Consider the following 16543-nt stretch of genomic DNA (forward strand, 5'->3'; position numbering starts at 1 on the left):
CTTGCAACAAGGGGTCTCACTTTCGGAGTTGTCTCATGACCGAGTTCGCTTTTGCACTGCAGTGGGAAAAATTGGGCAATGAAGGTTCGGACGCCGGCCTGGTGACCGAACGTGCCCGTGTGTTCGGTGGTTGGCTGGTACGCGTGGGCGCCACGCCGAACGCAATGGCCGTCACCTTCGTCCCCGACGGCCAGGGCCGCTGGGATGGGGAAGACTTCGGCGAAGACGATTACGAGTACGACGAAGAAGAAGAGGATGAGGAAGACGAGGACCTCGAAGAGGAAGATGAGGACGAAGAGGAATAAGCTGCTGTACGCGGGGCTTGAGCCTGAGGAATCTCCACTTTTTCCGAAGCCGGCGCTGAAGGCGGCGGCCGGCGGGCTGGGGGTGCGCAGAGCAGGCCATGGGTGAGCCAAGGCGGCTTGCGCGGCACTGCCGCGCGCCTTGGCGAACGCCCGGCGCGCTGCGCCGGGCCGGTTCGGGCCGCGAAGCGGAACGAGCCTGCGGCCGACGCAAAGACACGACGTCGTCAGGAGGGCGGAGCACCCCCAGCCTGACGGCCGGCGACTCCCGCCGAAGTCGACATCCCCGGGCGTGGGCGAAGAAGTTGTTATGTTGTTGGGCACCGTGCCGTTTTTACCTCCCATATTTGGTTTCCGCCATGCTCGCCATCCGCCGCGCCACCATCGAAGACGCCCAGGTCCTGTCCGACCTGGCCGCGCGCACGTTCACCGAAACCTTTGGCCATCTGTATCCGGCGGAGGATTTGCAGGCCTTTCTGGCCGACGCCTACACGGTCGACAAGCAGCGCACCATCCTGTCGCACCCGGACTACGCGGTCTGGCTACTGGAAGAGGACGGCGTAGCCGTCGGCCACGCTGCCGCCGGTCCCTGCGGTCTGCCGCATCCGCAGGTAGCGCCCGGCGATGGCGAGCTCAAACGCCTGTACGTGCTGGCATCGCACCAGAACGGCGGCTGGGGCGCGCGGTTGTTCGATGCCGCGCTGGCGTGGCTGGAGCGCGGCGGTCCGCGTACGCTGTGGATCGGCGTGTGGTCGCAGAACCTGGGCGCGCAGCGCTTCTACGCGCGCTACGGCTTCGAGAAGGTGGGCGATTACGAATTCCCGGTCGGCAATACCCGCGACCACGAATTCATCCTGCGGCGGCCACGCCGGCGTTGAGATTGCGGCTCAGGCCTCGCGCAGCTGCCCTATTTCCGTGCGCGGCGGGGCGCCGAACAGGCGCTTGTATTCGCGGCTGAACTGCGACGGGCTTTCGTAACCGACGCGGTGCGCCGCTGCGGCCGCTTCCAGGCCTTCGGCCAGCATCAGCCGGCGCGCCTCGTGCAGACGCAGCTGCTTCTGGTATTGCAGCGGCGACAGCGTGGTGGCGTGCTTGAAGTGGTGATGCAGCGACGACACGCTCATGTGCACGGCACGCGCCAGCGCTTCGATCCGCAATGGTTCCAGATAGTGCTGGCGCAGCAGCTGGACAGCCTGGGCGATCCGCTGCGGGCGGCTGTCGCGGACCGCCAGGTCGCGCAGGTGATGGCCCAGATCACCCAGCAAAACCCGGTAGAAGATCTCGCGCAGCGCCATTGGCGCCAGTACGTTCAGATCCTCCGGCGTATCGAGCAGACGCATCATCCGCAGCACCGCGTCCAGCAACGACGGCGTCATCTGTGCGGCGTAGGCCGCGCAGGCCGCCGGGTCGCTGCCGATGCCGACGGCAGTATCCAGCATCAGATCCGCAATCAGTTCCGGTTCGATGTCCAGGCGCAGGCACAGGTAGGGCTTTTCCGGACTGGCATCGGTCACCTGGGCCAGCATCGGCAACGGCATCGATACGACCAGGTAGTGCAGCGGGTCGTAGCGGTAGGTCTGCTCGCCGAGCATGGCGATCTTGCTGCCCTGCACGACGATGCACAGCCGCGGCTCGTAGACGCTGGGGAAGCACGGCGTCGGTGCGCTCCTGCGGATGGTCTGCAACTGCCGCAGGGGAGTGTCGTGGACGCCGTCGTGCGGACTCAAACGGGCAATCCGGTCGGCCAGTTCGGTCTGCGGCGCATTCAGCGGATAGCGCGCGATCGGGTTGGGGGAACTCATAGGACTCATGGCTTTGCGCGTCCGGTCCGGGGGGAGTCGTGCGAACCGATTATCGGCATCCGGGCCGGCTTCGGCACGCGCGCAGGGGACGATTTGCAGAATTAGGCAAGTTTGTCGCAGCAATGAGCTAACGCCGACGACAGCGCGGAATCTACCTTACCGGTACTCCTCCCCCAACCTCCGGAGTACGCGATGCCTTCCGCATCCGCAGTTCCGCGCCGTCGGCTCGGCGCTTCCGGCCTGTCCGTGTCGGCCATCGGCCTTGGCTGCATGGGCATGTCCGAGTTCTATGGCCCGGCCGATCAGGCGCAGTCGCTGGCCGTGTTGCACCACGCGCTCGACATCGGCGTGAATTTCCTCGACACCGCCGACATGTACGGCAGCGGCGCCAACGAGCGGCTGCTGTCGCAACTGCTGGCCAGCCGCCGCGACGAGGTGGTGCTGGCGACCAAGTTCGGCATTGTCCGCGATCCGCATGACGCTTCGGCGCGCGCTGTCGATGGCCGGCCGCAATACGTCAGGCAGGCCGCCGACGCCAGCCTGAAGCGGTTGGGCGTGGACCACATCGATCTGTACTACCAGCACCGGGTCGACCCGCAGGTGCCGATCGAGGACACCGTCGGCGCGATGGCGGGCCTGGTCCGAGCCGGCAAGGTGCGCTACCTGGGGCTGTCGGAAGCGGCCGCCGCGACCTTGCGCCGCGCCGCCGCGGTGTACCCGATTGCCGCGCTGCAAAGCGAATACTCGCTGTGGACGCGCGATATCGAAGCGGAAATCCTGCCGGCCTGCCGCGAACTGGGTACTGGCCTGGTTGCTTACAGTCCGCTCGGGCGCGGTTTCCTGGCCGGTGCGGTCCAGCAGGTTGACGACCTGGCCGGGGACGACTTCCGCCGGCGCATGCCGCGGTTCCAGGGCGAGGCGATGGTGCACAACCGCAACCTGGCCGGCGCGCTGCGGATGATTGCCGAGGCACGCGGCTGTACGCCGGCGCAACTGGCGCTGGCCTGGCTGCTGGATCGCGGCCCGGATGTGGTGCCGATCCCGGGCACGCGCCGGATTGAACGATTGCAGGAAAACGTTGCCGCCACCGCGATCGCGCTGCGCGACGAGGAACGCAGCCAGATCGAAGAGGTCATGGCGCAACAGCCGGTAGTCGGCGCGCGCTATCCCGCCGCGTCGATGGCCCAGCTCAACCGCTGAGTCGCGGTTCCGCCGCTCCCCCGTTTCCAGGAAACGTCCGCCATGTGGATCGTCCAATACGCGCTGTCCCGCCGCTACACCATCGGGGTGCTGGCCATCCTGATCCTGCTGTTCGGCATCCAGTCCGCGCGCAGGATGCCCACCGACATCCTGCCCGAGGTCGGGATTCCGTCGGTCAACCTGATCTGGACCTACAGCGGGCTGCCGGCAGCGGAGATGGCGGCCAAGCTGACCTCGTTCTCGGAGATCGCGGTCCTCAACAATGTCGACGACATCAAGGAAGTGCGTTCGGAGAGCCTCAACGGCATCGGTATCGTGCGGGTCGATTTCCAGCCGGGGGTCAATCTGGAGCGTGCGCTGGCGCAGATCACCGCCGTTTCCCAAACCATTCTGCGGCGGATGCCGCCGGGCACCTCGCCGCCGCTGGTGATCCGCAACAACGTATCCAGCACGCCGGTGCTGCAACTGGTGCTGTCTTCGGATTCGCTGAGCGAAGCGCAGCTGTACGACTATGCGCGCCTGCAGTTGCGCTCGCAGATCCAGTCCATCCCCGGCATCCGCATGACCCTGCCCTATGGCGGCGCAGCGCGGCAGATCATGGTGGATCTGGATCCGCGTGCGCTGCAGACCCATGGCCTGACCCCGGCCCAGGTCACCGGCGCGCTGGAGCGCGGCAGTCCGACCCTGCCGTCAGGCACCATCCGCGAAGGCGCACGCGAGCTGCAGATCGCGCTGGAAACCAGCCCGGAAACCGCTGCCGGCTTTCTCGACCTGCCCATCGCCACCCGCGGCGGCAACGTCATCTACGTGCGCGATGTCGCGTCGGTGCGCGATGGCGGCGCGCTGCAGACCAATGTTGCGCGGATGGACGGCGCCAGCGCGGTGTCGGTGGCGCTGATCAAGATGGGCGGCGCCTCGGCGGTGGAAATCGTGCGTTCGGTCCGCGGGCGGCTGCCGGAGATCGCCGCCTCGGCGCCGCCGGGCATGCGCATCGAACCGATCTTCGACCAGTCGGTGTTCGTCGACAACGCCATTGCCTCGATCCGGCATGAAGCGCTGCTGGTGGGCGTACTGGTGGCGCTGGTGGTGCTGGTGTTCATCGGCTCCTGGCGCTCCAGCCTGATCGTGCTGTCGGCGATTCCGCTGGCGCTGCTGTCATCGGTGACGCTGCTGCAACTGCTGGGCTATACCTTCAACGTGATGACCCTGGGCGGATTGGCGCTGGCCATCGGCATCCTGGTCGACAACGCGGTGGTGGACGTGGAAAACACCAACCGCAACCTGGCGATGGGCAAGGATGTGCGCACCGCGATCCTGGACAGCGCGCGCGAGGTGGTGTTCCCCGAATTCGTCTCCACCGTGGCCATCTGCATCGTGCTGACGCCGATCCTGCTGATGACCGGGCTGTCGGCGTGGGTATTCACGCCGCTGGCGCTGGCGGTGATCTTCGCAATGGCATCCTCGTTCCTGCTTTCGCGCACGCTGATTCCGGTCCTTTGCTATCTGCTGCTGCCGGCCGACATCCGCAGCCGCGGGCAGCCGCGCTGGCGCATGGAGCGCTGGTTGCTGGCGGCCAACCACAGGGTCGAACACACGCTGGACGGCTTGCGCGGGCGCCACCATGCGCTGCTGTTGAAGCTGGGCCATCACGGTGGCGTGCTGGCGCTGGCGTCGTTGTTGCTGGTGGCGCTGGGCGCGGTCTCGGCGTTGTCGCTGGGCCGGGAGTATTTCCCCAATGTCGATGCCGGCCAGATCCGGTTGCAGGTGCGCCTGCCCACCGGCACCCGGCTGGAGCAGACCGCGCAGCGGCTGGCGGAAATCCAGCGCGAGATCCGCAGCATCGTTCCGGCCGAAGAACTGCAGACGGTGTACGAGCAGATCGGCATTCCCGACGCGATCAACCTGGCCTGGGTGGACAGCGCGGTGGTCGGCTCGTTCGAAGCCGAGGTGATGGTGCAGCTGCGCACGCCGCATGGCTCCAGCGCCGGCTACCTGGCGGCCATCCGCCAGCGGGTGGCGGAGAAGTTCCCCGACGTGAAACTGTTCGAGCGTCCGCCCGATGCCACCAGCCGGACGCTGGCCGGCTCGGCGGTGGGCGCGCTGGAAGTACGGGTCAACGGTCGCGATGCCGCCGGCAATCTGGCCATCGCGCGCCAGATCGAAACTCGGCTGCGCGATGCGCATGGTGCGGTGGACGTGATGCTGCGCCAGGTGCTGGATCTGCCCGAGTACTACATCGCCATCGACCGCAGCCGCGCCGCGCAACTGGGTGTCAGCGCGCAGGACGCCAGCCGTGCGGTGCTGGCGGTGCTGGGTTCGTCGGGCACGGTCAGTCCGGTGTTCTGGGTCGAGCAGGCCACCGCCAATTCCTACACCGTGCAGGTGCAGGCCCAGCCCAACGATCTGGCCGGCATCGACACCCTGCTCAACACGCCATTGCGGATTGGCGAGGACGGGCGCACGGTGCTGTTGCGCAATATCGCCACGGCAACGCCGCGCAGCGTGCCGGCCAGCGTGGGCCGTACGATGATGGCGCCGACGGTCAGCGTGCTGGCCAATGTGCAGGGTACCGACCTGGGGTCGGTCTACGCGGACCTGACCGCAATCGTGGCCGATGTGCAGCGGCAGCTGAAACCGGCCAACCGCATCGAAATCGTCGGCCAGGCCGGCGAGATGCAGAGCGCCTACGGTGAACTGGCCGGCGGCCTGCTGATGGCGGCGGTGCTGGTGTTCCTGGTGCTGGTGGTCAACTTCCAGTCCTGGCTGCAACCGCTGGTGGCGATGTCCGGTTTGCCGATCGCCATCGCCGGCGCGGCGGTCGGCTTGTTCGTCACCGGCACGCCGCTCAGCGTGCCGGCGCTGATGGGGGTGATGATGGTGATCGGCGTATCCACCGCCAACAGCGTGCTGGTGACCAGCTTCGCCCGCAATCTGATCGCCGCCGGGCACGACCAGGAACTGGCCGCCTACGAGGCCGCCGCGGTGCGTCTGCGTCCGGTGCTGATGACCGCCAGCGCAATGGTGCTGGGGATCGTGCCGATGGCGCTGGGCCTGGGCGAGGGCGGCGAACAGAACGCGCCGTTGGGCCGGGCGGTGATCGGCGGGCTGTTGTTCGGCACTCCGGCCACGCTGGTGCTGGTGCCATCCATTCTTGCCGTGCTGGGGCGCCGCCATAACCGGCGTTTCGCGCAGCAAACCGAAAGCGCCGGCGATCAGGCCACAGGCGCAGGAGCCGTAGCATGAAGAAGACCCTACCCATGGCCCGGACGATGGCGGGCATTTTCGTTGCCGCCGTGCTGCTGGCGCTGGCCGGCTGCAGCCGCAGCGCCGCCGAACAGGCGGACGCAGCGGTGCCCGAGGTATTGACGGTGCCGGCGCGGGCGGCCGCCGACGATTACGAATTGCGGCTGCCCGCGCGCGCCGTCGCCGGCGAATCGGCGCAGCTGTATCCGCGCGCCACCGGGTACGTCAGCGAACGGCGCGTCGATCTGGGCGACCGGGTCGAAGCCGGCCAGGTGCTGGCGGTAATCTCGGCGCCGGAAGTGGATCAATCGGTCCGCGAAGCCACCGCCGAAGTGGGCCGGATGCGTGCCGCGCTGCAACTGGCCAGGGTCAACTACGAGCGTGCCGCGGTGCTGGTCAGGTCGGGCGCGGTCTCTGGCGAGATGTACAGCGATCGCAGCGCCAACCGCGATGCCGCCGAAGCGGCGCTGGCGGCGGCCGAGGCACGCCTGTCCAGTGCGCGCGAACGGCAGGCCTTCCAGGTGGTGCGGGCGCCGTTCGCCGGCGTGGTGGCCGCCCGCAATCTCGAGCGCGGCGACCGCGTGGTCGGCGATGCGGCCACGGCCGTCCCGTTGTTCGAGATCAACGCACTGGACCCGTTGCGGGTGCTGGTGGACGTGCCGCAGGGCGCGGTGCTGCAGGTGCGGCCCGGGCTGCGGGCCGATGTCCGCTTCCCGGAACTGGCGGGCGAAAACTTCCAGGCCGAAGTGGTGCGCGCCGCGCAGAGCATTTCCGCCGATGCCGGCGGCATGCGGGTCGAACTGAGCCTGTCCAACCCGCAAGGACGCATCCCGGCGGGCATGGTCGGCGAGGTGAGCCTGCAGGTGCCGCGCGCGGCGCCCGCGGTGATCGTGCCGCTGTCGGCAGTGATGGCCGGCGCCGGCGGTGCGCGGGTGGCGCGACTGGGCGGCGACTCGCGGCTGGAGTTCCGTACGGTCCGGCTGGGCCGCAATCTTGGCGCGGAGGTCGAAATCCTCGAGGGCATCGCCGCCGGCGAACTGGTGGTGCTGGCGCCCAACGCGCTGCTGGAAAGCGGCGCGCAGGTGACCGCCAAGCCGGCACCGAAGGGGACGTAGCAGCGGGTCCCGCCGCGCGCGCTTGCGGCCGTGCCGAAAAGCCCCAAAGCCCACGGCGAGATGCCGCTCCCACAGATAAAGTTGGCCCGGCAGCTTGGATTCGGACAGACTGTGGGCATGACATCCGAAGATTCCGCGCCGCCCCGGCATGTACTTGTCCTTCACGGTATCTGGAACGCCAAAACCTGGCTGGCGCCGCTGGCCAGGCGGTTGCGGACGCAGGGTTTCGAGGTCGAACTGTTCGGCTATCCCAGCGTGTTCGGCGGGCCGGAGATCGCCATCGAGCGGTTGATTCGCCGTCTGTCCGGTTCGCCGCCGTTGAATCTGGTGGGGCACAGCCTAGGCGGCCTGATCGGCCTGGAGGCGCTGCGGCAGCAGCCGGAGTTGCCGGTGCCGCGCATGGTCTGCCTGGGATCGCCGTTGTGCGGCAGCGATGCCGCCCGCAGCCTGGGCCGCCGGCGCTGGACCTCGCAGGTGCTGGGACGCAGCTCGCTGTTCCTGCAGACCGGCTGCCAGCCCTGGCAGGGCAGGACCGAGATCGGCATGGTGGCCGGCACCGTGGCGCGCGGTATCGGCCGCCTGCTGACCCGGTTCGACGGCCCCTCCGACGGTACCGTGGCGGTCGCCGAGACCCGATTGCCCGGCCTGGCCGACCATTGCCTGGTGCCGGCCAGCCATACCGGACTGGTGTTTTCGCGCCCCGCTGCCGACCAGGCCGGGCATTTCCTGCGGCAAGGGCGTTTTGCCCGCAATGGCGAATCGTAAGCCCGGCGGCATCCTTGCCAGCGAACGGGCCCTTGGGCTCGCTCCCTGAGCCGCCAGACCCCGAGCGAACCGGCGCGGACGGCGCAATCGAGTAAAATTGCGCTCTTGTATTCTTAACAAGTCCGGAAACACCCATGGGTAGAGGCCCGTCGATCGAAGCGCGCAAGAATGCGTCAGATGCCAAGCGCGGCAAGATTTTCACCAAGATCATCCGCGAAATCGGTGTGGCGGCGCGCGCCGGTGGCGGCGACCCGGCCAACAACCCGCGTCTGCGCACGGCGATGGACAAGGGCCTGTCGGCCAACATGTCCAAGGATGTGATCGAGCGCGCCATCAAGAAGGCAACCGGCGAGCTGGAAGGGGTGGTGTACGAGGAAATCCGCTATGAAGGCTACGCGCCTGGCGGGGTCGCGGTGATCGTCGACTGCCTGACCGACAACCGCGTGCGCACCGTGGCCGATGTCCGCCACGCCTTCAGCAAGTGCGGCGGCAACATGGGCACGGAAGGCTCGGTGGCCTTCATGTTCAAGCGCCTGGGCGTGCTGAGCTATGCGCCCGGCGCCGGCGAGGCGTCATCGTTTGAAAGCCGAATCACCGAAGCCGCCATCGAGGCCGGTGCCGACGATGTCGTCGTCTACCCCGACGATGGTTCGATAGATGTGATCGTCGCGCCGGAGAATTTCCAGTCGGTCAAGGACGCGATGGAAACGGCCGGCCTGGCCGCCGACCAGGCCGAAGTCACCCTGCGCGCCGACAACCAGATTGCAGTGGAAGGCGATACCGCCAAACAGGTGGTCAAGCTGCTGGACATGCTGGAAGACCTGGACGACGTGCAGGACGTCTACTCGAATGCCGAGCTGGGCGCTGATGCATATGCGTGAAGCCGGGACCAGGCAGTGGGGACCAGGGACCGGGGCATTCGGTCCGTGCATGCGCGCCCGTGCCTGAGCCATCAGCGAATTTCCCGTCGTGGCCTCCAGTTACCAGCATCCCACCTCCGCCGGCCCCCGGCCCCCGGTTCCCGGTCCCGGCTCCATCCGCATCCTCGGTATCGATCCCGGCTCGCAGCGCACCGGTGTGGGCATCATCGACGTGGATGCGGCGGGCAGGACGACGCATGCCTTTCACACGGCGCTGGTGCTGCTGGGGGCCGACGACTTTCCGCAACGGTTGAAGATCCTGCTCAACGGCCTGGCGGAGATCATCCGAACCTGGCAGCCGCAGGAAGTGGCGATCGAGAAGGTCTTCATGGCCCGCAACCCCGATTCGGCGCTGAAGCTGGGACAGGCGCGCGGTGCGGCGATCTGCGCGGTGGTGATGCGCGATCTGCCGGTGCACGAATACGCGGCCAAGGAAGTGAAGCTGGCCGTGGTCGGCCGCGGCGGCGCCGAAAAGCAGCAGATCCAGCATATGGTCGGTATCATGCTGGGCCTGCAGGGCAAACTGCAGGCCGACGCCGCCGATGCGCTGGCGATCGCATTGACCCATGCGCATGTGCGCGCCACCGCCAATCGTCTTGGCGTCAACGTACGCCAAGCGTGGAGCAGGAAATGAAGAAGCATGACGGGACCGGGGACCGGGGACCGGGGACCCGGAATCAATACTTCCACCGGCCCTGCGGCGCATGCGATCCGATACCTATGCAACAGCGGTACCTGCCGATGCTTTTGCCTTTCCCCGGTCCCCGGTCCCCGGTCCCCGGTCCCGGAGTACAGCCATGATCGGCCGCCTCCGCGGCATCCTTGCCTACAAGTCGCCGCCGTGGCTGGTGATCGACGTCGGCGGCGTCGGCTACGAGCTGGAAGCGCCGATGAGCACGTTCTACGACCTGCCCGATGTCGGCCGCGAGGTGTCGCTGTTCACCCACTATGCGCAGAAGGAGGACAGCGTATCGCTGTACGGCTTTCTGCACGAAAGCGAACGCCGGCTGTTCCGCGACGTGCAGAAGGTCAGCGGTATCGGCGCGAAAATCGCGCTGGCCGTGCTGTCCGGCGTCAGCGTGGACGAATTCGCGCGGCTGGTGCAGACCAGCGATGTCACCGCGCTGACCCGCATCCCCGGTATCGGCAAGAAGACGGCCGAGCGGATGGTGGTGGAGCTGCGCGACCGCGCCGCGGATCTGGCCGGCGGCCTTCCCGGCCGCGCCAGCCTGCCCAACGATCCGCAGTCCGAAGCCGTCATCGCCCTGCAGCAGCTGGGCTACAAGCCGGCCGAAGCGGCGCGCATGGCGCGCGAGGCGGTCGCCGACGGCGACGATGCCGCCCTGATCATCCGCAAGGCGCTGCAGTCGGCGCTGCGCTGACGCGCACGCCGATCTAGAGCTCCTTCTCACAACCTCCGCGCTACGCTAGGCAGCCATGTCCGCCACCCAATCCCCACAAGCAAAAGCTGGCCACGCCGGCGGCCATGGTCACGGCAAGGCAGGCCTTGCAGGGCTGGTCGTCGGCGCCATCGGCGTCGTCTTCGGCGACATCGGTACCAGTCCGCTCTATACCATCAAGGAGGCGTTCTCCGGCCATTACGGCCTCGTTGCCGATCACGACACCGTGCTGGGGGTGCTGTCGTTGATCTTCTGGGCGTTGATGATCGTGGTGACGCTGAAGTACGTCACCATCATCATCCGCGCCGACAACGAGGGCGAGGGCGGCATCATGGCCCTGATGGCGCTGGCCCAGCGCACGCTGCAGAGAGGTTCCTGGTCGGCGTACGCGGTGGGCATCTTGGGCATCTTCGGCGCTTCCTTGTTCTTCGGCGACAGCGTCATCACGCCCGCCATCTCGGTGCTGTCGGCGATCGAGGGACTGGAGGTGACCGCGCCGCGGCTGCACAACTGGATCGTGCCGCTCGCGGTGCTGGTATTGCTGGCGCTGTTCGCCACCCAGCGCTTCGGCACCGCCAAGGTAGGGCGAGTATTCGGTCCGGTGACGACGGTCTGGTTCCTGTCGCTTTCGGCTATCGGCATCTTCAATATCGGCCACAACCCGGAGGTGTTGCAGGCCATCAATCCGATCTGGGCTTTCCGGTTTTTCCTGACCCATGGCTCGCACTCGATCTTCATCCTGGGTGCGGTAGTGCTGGCGGTGACCGGCGGCGAGGCGTTGTATGCCGACATGGGCCATTTCGGCACCCGCCCGATCCGTTACGCCTGGTATTTCTTCGTGCTGCCGTCGCTGATGCTGAATTACCTGGGACAAGGCGCGCTGGTGCTGGAAGATCCCTCGGCGGTCAGAAATCCGTTCTATATCGGCGTACCGGAATGGGCCCGTTATCCGATGATCGCGCTGGCCACCGCTGCGACCGTGATCGCTTCGCAGGCGGTGATTACCGGTACGTTCTCGGTGGCGCGGCAGGCCATGCAGCTGGGCTATCTGCCGCGCATGGCGATCAAGCACACCTCCTACGAAACCATCGGCCAGATCTATATTCCCGGAATCAACTGGCTGCTGATGGGGGCGGTGTTGGCGTTGGTGCTGACGTTCCGCAGCTCCACTGCGCTTGCGTCGGCTTACGGCGTTACCGTTTCGGGCACCATGTTGATCGATACCCTGCTGCTGGCGCTGGTGGCCCGGGCCACCTGGCTGAAGGCGCGGACGTGGGTGGTTCCTTTGTGCGTGGTCTTCTTCATCATCGACGTGTCGTTCCTGGTTGCCAACGGCGTCAAATTCCTGGATGGCGCATGGGTGCCGGTGGCACTCGCGGTGCTGGTGTTCACCCTGCTGCGCACCTGGCGGCGCGGGCGCGAACTGCTCAGCGCCGAAATCCAGAAGGAAGGCATCAGGCTGGATACCTTCCTGCCCGGCCTGATGCTGGCGCCGCCGGTGCGCGTGCAGGGCACGGCGGTATTCCTGACCGCGCAGACCGGGGTGGTGCCGCATGCGATGCTGCACAACCTCAAGCACAACAAGGTGCTGCACGAGCGCAACGTGTTCCTGACCGTGGAGACGCTGAGCGTGCCGTATTCGCACAAGCGCCTGCGCATGGACGAAATCGGCGACGGGTTCTACCGGGTCATCGTCCGCTTCGGCTTCATGGAAACCCCGGACGTGCCGGCCGCGCTGATGCGTAGCTGCGACGGCGGCGGCATCTATTTCGATCCGATGGATACCACGTATTTCGCCAGCCGCGAGACCGTGGTTGCCAGCCGCCGCCGCGGCATGCCGATCTGGCGCGACAAGCTGTTTGCGCTGATGCACCGCAATGCGGCTCCGGCCACGGGATTCTTCCGCATTCCGGGCAACCGGCTGGTCGAGCTGGGCTCGCAGGTGGAAATCTAGGCGGGAAACTCGGGACTCGGGACTCGGGACTCGGGATTCGGAAAAGGCTCGGCTCTACCCCCTTTATAAGGTCCTTCTCCCGTTTCCGGGGATGTTGGCCTCGGCGGGAGTCGCCGGTCGTCAGGCTGGGGGTGCTCCGCCCTCCTGACGACCTCGTGTCTTTACGTCGGGCCGCAGTCTCGTTCCGCTTCGCGGCCCGAACCGGCCCGGCGCTGCGCGCCGGGCGTTCGCCAAGGCGCACGGCAGTGCCGCGCAAACCGCCTTGACTCACCCCTGGCCTGCTCTCCGCACCCCCAGCCCACCGGCCGTCGCCTTGGTCAGATGGCAGCTCGCGACTTCGGATGGCTGTTCTTCGAGCGCCGACCACGGTGTCCAGGAGCCGGTGGTCAGGGCAGTGCGGGACCGTCCGCGGCATGGATGCCGCGGAAGAGCCCACAAGGGTGAGGCAAGCGTTTGCGAAGCACCGCTTCGCGCGCAGCCGAACGCCCGCCATCTGCGATGGCGGGCCGGGCCCGCGCAGCGGGTGTTTACGGCGTGTCCCGCACTGTCCTGGCTATCGGATTCCACATAGGTGTTCCCCGCACTTGGGAGAAGAGCCTTTTACAAAGGGGGATTTGCGGTTGCCCCTGGAGCCAGTTGCCTTCCGATTGACAGTCCGGGCCGCCAGGCTCAGGTCAGCGCGGCAAAAGTCTCCACCAGCGCCGCGGTGCCGGCGACGATCAGCTGATCGCCGGGTTCGACGATGGTGTCGGCCTTGGCATAGGTCAGATCGGCGCGGGTCTGCTTGAGCGCGATCACGGTCACTCCGTACTTGCTGCGCAGCGCCGACTCGCTCAGCGTCTTGCCCCAGGCTTCCTTCGGCGCGCCGGTTTTGGCGATGGCGAAACCGTCGTCGAACTCGATGAAATCGGTCATCTTGCCGGTGACCAGGTGGGCGACGCGTTCGCCCATCGCCGCCTCGGGGTAGACCACATGATGGGCGCCGGTGCGCTCCAGGATGCGGCCGTGCTTGACGCTGGTCGCCTTGGCCCAGATGTCGGGCACGCCCAGTTCCTCCAGCGCCAGCACGGTCAGCACGCTGGCTTCCAGATCGCTGCCGATGCCGACCACGGCGCGCGCGAAATCCTTGATGCCCAGCTGGCGCAGCACATCGCTGTTGGTGGTATCGGCCTGCACGACGTGGGTCAGCTGATCGGCCCAGTGTTGTACGGTTTCGGCGTTTTCGTCGATGCCCAGCACCTCGTGGCCCAGCCGCACCAGCGAACTGGCGACCGAGCCGCCGAAGCGGCCCAGACCGATCACGACCACGCTGTCTGCATTTTCAGTAGTGGATTTCTTAGCCGACAATGGGGCGTTCCTCCGGGTAGCGGTATGCGGTCTGCCTGCTGCGCAGGGCCAGCGCGGTGGCCACGGTGATGGTGCCGACGCGGCCGACGAACATCAGCACGATCAGGATCGATTGTCCCACCGGCGGCAGCTCCGCGGTGATGCCGGTGGAAAGGCCGACGGTGGCGAAGGCCGAAATGCTTTCGAACATCAGCATGTGCAGCGGAAACTCGGAGACGCTGAGCAGCAGCAATGTGGCCACGGCCAGCACGGTCACCCCCAACAGGACGACCGTCAGCGCCTGGCGCTGGGTTTCGACCGAGATGCGGCGGCGGAAGGCGGTGGTATCGCGGCCGGCGTGGATCTCGGCCCAGACCACGAAGCCCAGCAGGAAGAACGTGGTGACCTTGATGCCGCCGGCGGTGCCGGCGCTGCCGCCGCCGATGAACATCAGCACGTAGTTCACCGCCAGCGTCTCCACCCGCATGCTGCCGACATCGACCGTGTTGAAGCCGGCGGTGCGTGCGGTGACCGAGTGGAACAGCGCGCCCAGCAGCTTGCCGCCGCCTTCCAGCGGTCCCAGCGTGCCGGGGTTGCCGTATTCGTAGAGCAGGATCATCGCGGCGCCGCCGAAGATCAGTATTGCGCTGCCGAGCAGGGTGATCTTGGTGTGTACCGACCAGCGCACCCAGCGCCTGTGTTCGCGCCTGAGTTCGAACAGCACCGGAAAACCGAGCCCCCCCAGCACGATGGCCAGCATGATCGGCACCACCACCAGCGGGTCGGCGACAAAGCCCATCAGGCTGTCCGAATAGGTCGAGAAGCCGGCGTTGTTGAACGCCGAAACGGACTGGAAGATCCCGTTCCACAGCGCCTGGCCCCAGCTTTCGCCATAGCCGTAGTGCAGCCGCAGCGCCAGCACCGCGGCCACCACCGCTTCCACCGCCACGGTCACGGTCAGAATCAGCCGCAGCACCGCCATCACATCGCCCAGGCCAAGGCTGCGGGTCTCGGCCTGCGCAACCAGCCGTGTGCCCAGCCGCAACCGCCGCATGACCAGCATGCCCAGCAAGGTGGCGCCGGTCATGATGCCGAAGCCGCCGACCTGGAACAGCCCCAGGATCACCACCTGACCAAAGCCAGACCAGTACACCGGCGTATCGACAGTACTCAGCCCGGTCACGCAGACTGCCGATACCGAGGTGAACAATGCCGTCAGCAGCGGCGCCGAGCCGGCGTCCGCGCGCGCCAGCGGCAGCATCAGCAACAGCGTTCCCAGGACGATGACGGCCAGGAATGCCAGCGGTATCAGTCTGGCTGGATGTTGGAGACCGCTTGCGGCCAAGTGGGGTTCCCGTTGCGCAGGCTGCGCCAAAGGCCGCGGATTGTGCCACGCATCGCCGATGCGCGGGTAAAAGGGGCCGTGCCGGTACGGCCCGCCGCCGCTTGCCTGCATAATGGCGGTATGACCGAAGACCGCATCATCGCCGCCGGCGCCACCCGCGAGGACGACGCCATCGAGGCCAGCATCCGGCCGCGGCGGCTGGACGAATACCTGGGCCAGGTGCCGGTCCGCGACCAGATGTCCATCTATATCCAGGCCGCCAAGGGCCGTGGCGAAGCCATGGATCATGTGCTGATCTTCGGCCCGCCCGGCCTGGGCAAGACCACGCTGAGCCATGTCATCGCCAACGAACTGGGGGTCAGCCTGCGCGTCACCTCCGGCCCGGTGATCGAAAAGGCCGGCGATCTGGCGGCGCTGCTGACCAATCTGCAACCGCACGATGTGCTGTTCATCGACGAGATCCACCGGCTGTCGCCAGCGGTCGAGGAAGTGCTGTACCCGGCGATGGAGGATTTCCAGATCGACATCATGATCGGCGATGGCCCGGCCGCGCGCTCGATCAAGCTGGACCTGCCGCCGTTCACGCTGATCGGCGCCACCACCCGGGCCGGCCTGCTGACTGCGCCGCTGCGCGATCGTTTCGGCATCGTGCAGCGGTTGGAGTTCTATACGCCCGAGGAGCTGACCCGGATCGTGCGCCGTTCGGCCAGAATCCTCGGCATCGATTGCGTGGCCGAAGGCGCCGCCGAGATCGCCAACCGCGCGCGCGGCACCCCGCGCATCGCCAACCGGCTGCTGCGGCGGGTGCGCGACTATGCGCAGGTGCGGGCGGACGGGCAGATCGACCATGACGTCGCGCGCGCGGCGATGAAGATGCTCAACGTCGACCCGGAGGGCTTCGACGAGCTGGACCGGCGCATGCTGCGCACCATCATCGACAACTTCGACGGCGGCCCGGTCGGGGTGGAATCGCTGTCGGCCGCGCTGTCGGAAGAACGCGGCACGCTGGAAGATGTGGTCGAGCCCTACCTGATCCAGCAGGGGTTCCTGGTGCGTACCGCGCGCGGCCGCATGGCCACCTCCAAGGCCTACCGGCACCTCGGCTTGCAGCCGAAGCGGGAACCGGGAATCGGGAACGGAGAACCGCAGGAGCTGTTCTGACCCCGCTGCC

The 16543-nt window shown here is 67.1% G+C and carries 14 protein-coding genes; 11 read left to right on the plus strand and 3 right to left on the minus strand.

What is annotated here, in order from left to right; all coding sequences use genetic code 11:
- Nucleotides 1-35: 35 nt before the first annotated feature.
- Together CRO39_RS07370 and CRO39_RS07375 are read left to right on the plus strand one after the other, a co-directional pair.
- Complete coding sequence (locus CRO39_RS07370; RefSeq protein WP_097121215.1) at nt 36-305, plus strand: DNA primase; 270 nt, start codon at nt 36-38, stop codon at nt 303-305.
- A 356-nt stretch (nt 306-661) separates the two neighbouring features.
- Nucleotides 662-1180: a GNAT family N-acetyltransferase gene (locus tag CRO39_RS07375; protein ID WP_097121216.1), complete on the plus strand. Its 519-nt coding sequence runs from the start codon at nt 662-664 to the stop codon at nt 1178-1180.
- Between the two features lie 9 nt (nt 1181-1189).
- Here CRO39_RS07375 and CRO39_RS07380 read toward each other — a convergent pair whose 3' ends face one another.
- Nucleotides 1190-2104 (minus strand): AraC family transcriptional regulator, encoded by a 915-nt coding sequence (locus CRO39_RS07380; RefSeq protein ID WP_097121217.1) that lies wholly within the window; start codon nt 2102-2104, stop codon nt 1190-1192.
- Between the two features lie 192 nt (nt 2105-2296).
- Here CRO39_RS07380 and CRO39_RS07385 point away from each other — a divergent pair, with 192 nt between their 5' ends.
- The 8 genes from CRO39_RS07385 (at nt 2297) to CRO39_RS07420 (ending at nt 12701) form a co-directional block, all read left to right on the plus strand.
- A complete protein-coding gene (locus CRO39_RS07385) occupies nt 2297-3304 on the plus strand; it encodes an aldo/keto reductase (RefSeq protein ID WP_097121218.1) in 1008 nt (335 codons plus the stop codon).
- A 42-nt stretch (nt 3305-3346) separates the two neighbouring features.
- A complete protein-coding gene (locus tag CRO39_RS07390; protein ID WP_097121219.1) occupies nt 3347-6547 on the plus strand; it encodes an efflux RND transporter permease subunit in 3201 nt (1066 codons plus the stop codon).
- The gene (locus CRO39_RS07395) at nt 6544-7662 is read left to right on the plus strand and encodes an efflux RND transporter periplasmic adaptor subunit (RefSeq protein WP_097121220.1); all 1119 of its coding nucleotides are present in this window, start codon (nt 6544-6546) and stop codon (nt 7660-7662) included. The genes CRO39_RS07390 and CRO39_RS07395 overlap by 4 nt, the downstream gene beginning before the upstream one ends.
- A gap of 117 nt (nt 7663-7779) precedes the next feature.
- Nucleotides 7780-8427 (plus strand): esterase/lipase family protein, encoded by a 648-nt coding sequence (locus CRO39_RS07400; protein WP_097121221.1) that lies wholly within the window; start codon nt 7780-7782, stop codon nt 8425-8427.
- Between the two features lie 134 nt (nt 8428-8561).
- Nucleotides 8562-9308: a YebC/PmpR family DNA-binding transcriptional regulator gene (locus tag CRO39_RS07405; RefSeq protein ID WP_097121222.1), complete on the plus strand. Its 747-nt coding sequence runs from the start codon at nt 8562-8564 to the stop codon at nt 9306-9308.
- 154 nt (nt 9309-9462) lie between these two features.
- Nucleotides 9463-9981, plus strand: a complete 519-nt coding sequence (ruvC, locus tag CRO39_RS07410) for a crossover junction endodeoxyribonuclease RuvC (protein ID WP_097121335.1) — start codon at nt 9463-9465, stop codon at nt 9979-9981.
- A gap of 163 nt (nt 9982-10144) precedes the next feature.
- Nucleotides 10145-10729, plus strand: a complete 585-nt coding sequence (gene ruvA / locus CRO39_RS07415) for a Holliday junction branch migration protein RuvA (protein ID WP_097121223.1) — start codon at nt 10145-10147, stop codon at nt 10727-10729.
- A gap of 55 nt (nt 10730-10784) precedes the next feature.
- Entirely contained in the window at nt 10785-12701 is a 1917-nt protein-coding gene (locus CRO39_RS07420) for a potassium transporter Kup (RefSeq protein ID WP_097121224.1), read from the plus strand.
- A 669-nt stretch (nt 12702-13370) separates the two neighbouring features.
- Here CRO39_RS07420 and CRO39_RS07425 read toward each other — a convergent pair.
- Both CRO39_RS07425 and CRO39_RS07430 read right to left on the minus strand, forming a co-directional pair.
- The gene (locus CRO39_RS07425) at nt 13371-14048 is read right to left on the minus strand and encodes a potassium channel family protein (protein ID WP_097121225.1); all 678 of its coding nucleotides are present in this window, start codon (nt 14046-14048) and stop codon (nt 13371-13373) included.
- A complete protein-coding gene (locus CRO39_RS07430) occupies nt 14038-15372 on the minus strand; it encodes a TrkH family potassium uptake protein (RefSeq protein WP_202926330.1) in 1335 nt (444 codons plus the stop codon). The genes CRO39_RS07425 and CRO39_RS07430 overlap by 11 nt, the downstream gene beginning before the upstream one ends.
- 120 nt (nt 15373-15492) lie before the next feature.
- Between CRO39_RS07430 and ruvB the strand changes: the two genes are divergently transcribed.
- Nucleotides 15493-16533, plus strand: a complete 1041-nt coding sequence (ruvB, locus tag CRO39_RS07435; protein WP_097121227.1) for a Holliday junction branch migration DNA helicase RuvB — start codon at nt 15493-15495, stop codon at nt 16531-16533.
- Nucleotides 16534-16543 lie beyond the last annotated feature (10 nt).

Origin of the sequence: Pseudoxanthomonas wuyuanensis, assembly GCF_900215535.1 — a bacterium.
Classification (GTDB): domain Bacteria; phylum Pseudomonadota; class Gammaproteobacteria; order Xanthomonadales; family Xanthomonadaceae; genus Pseudoxanthomonas_A; species Pseudoxanthomonas_A wuyuanensis.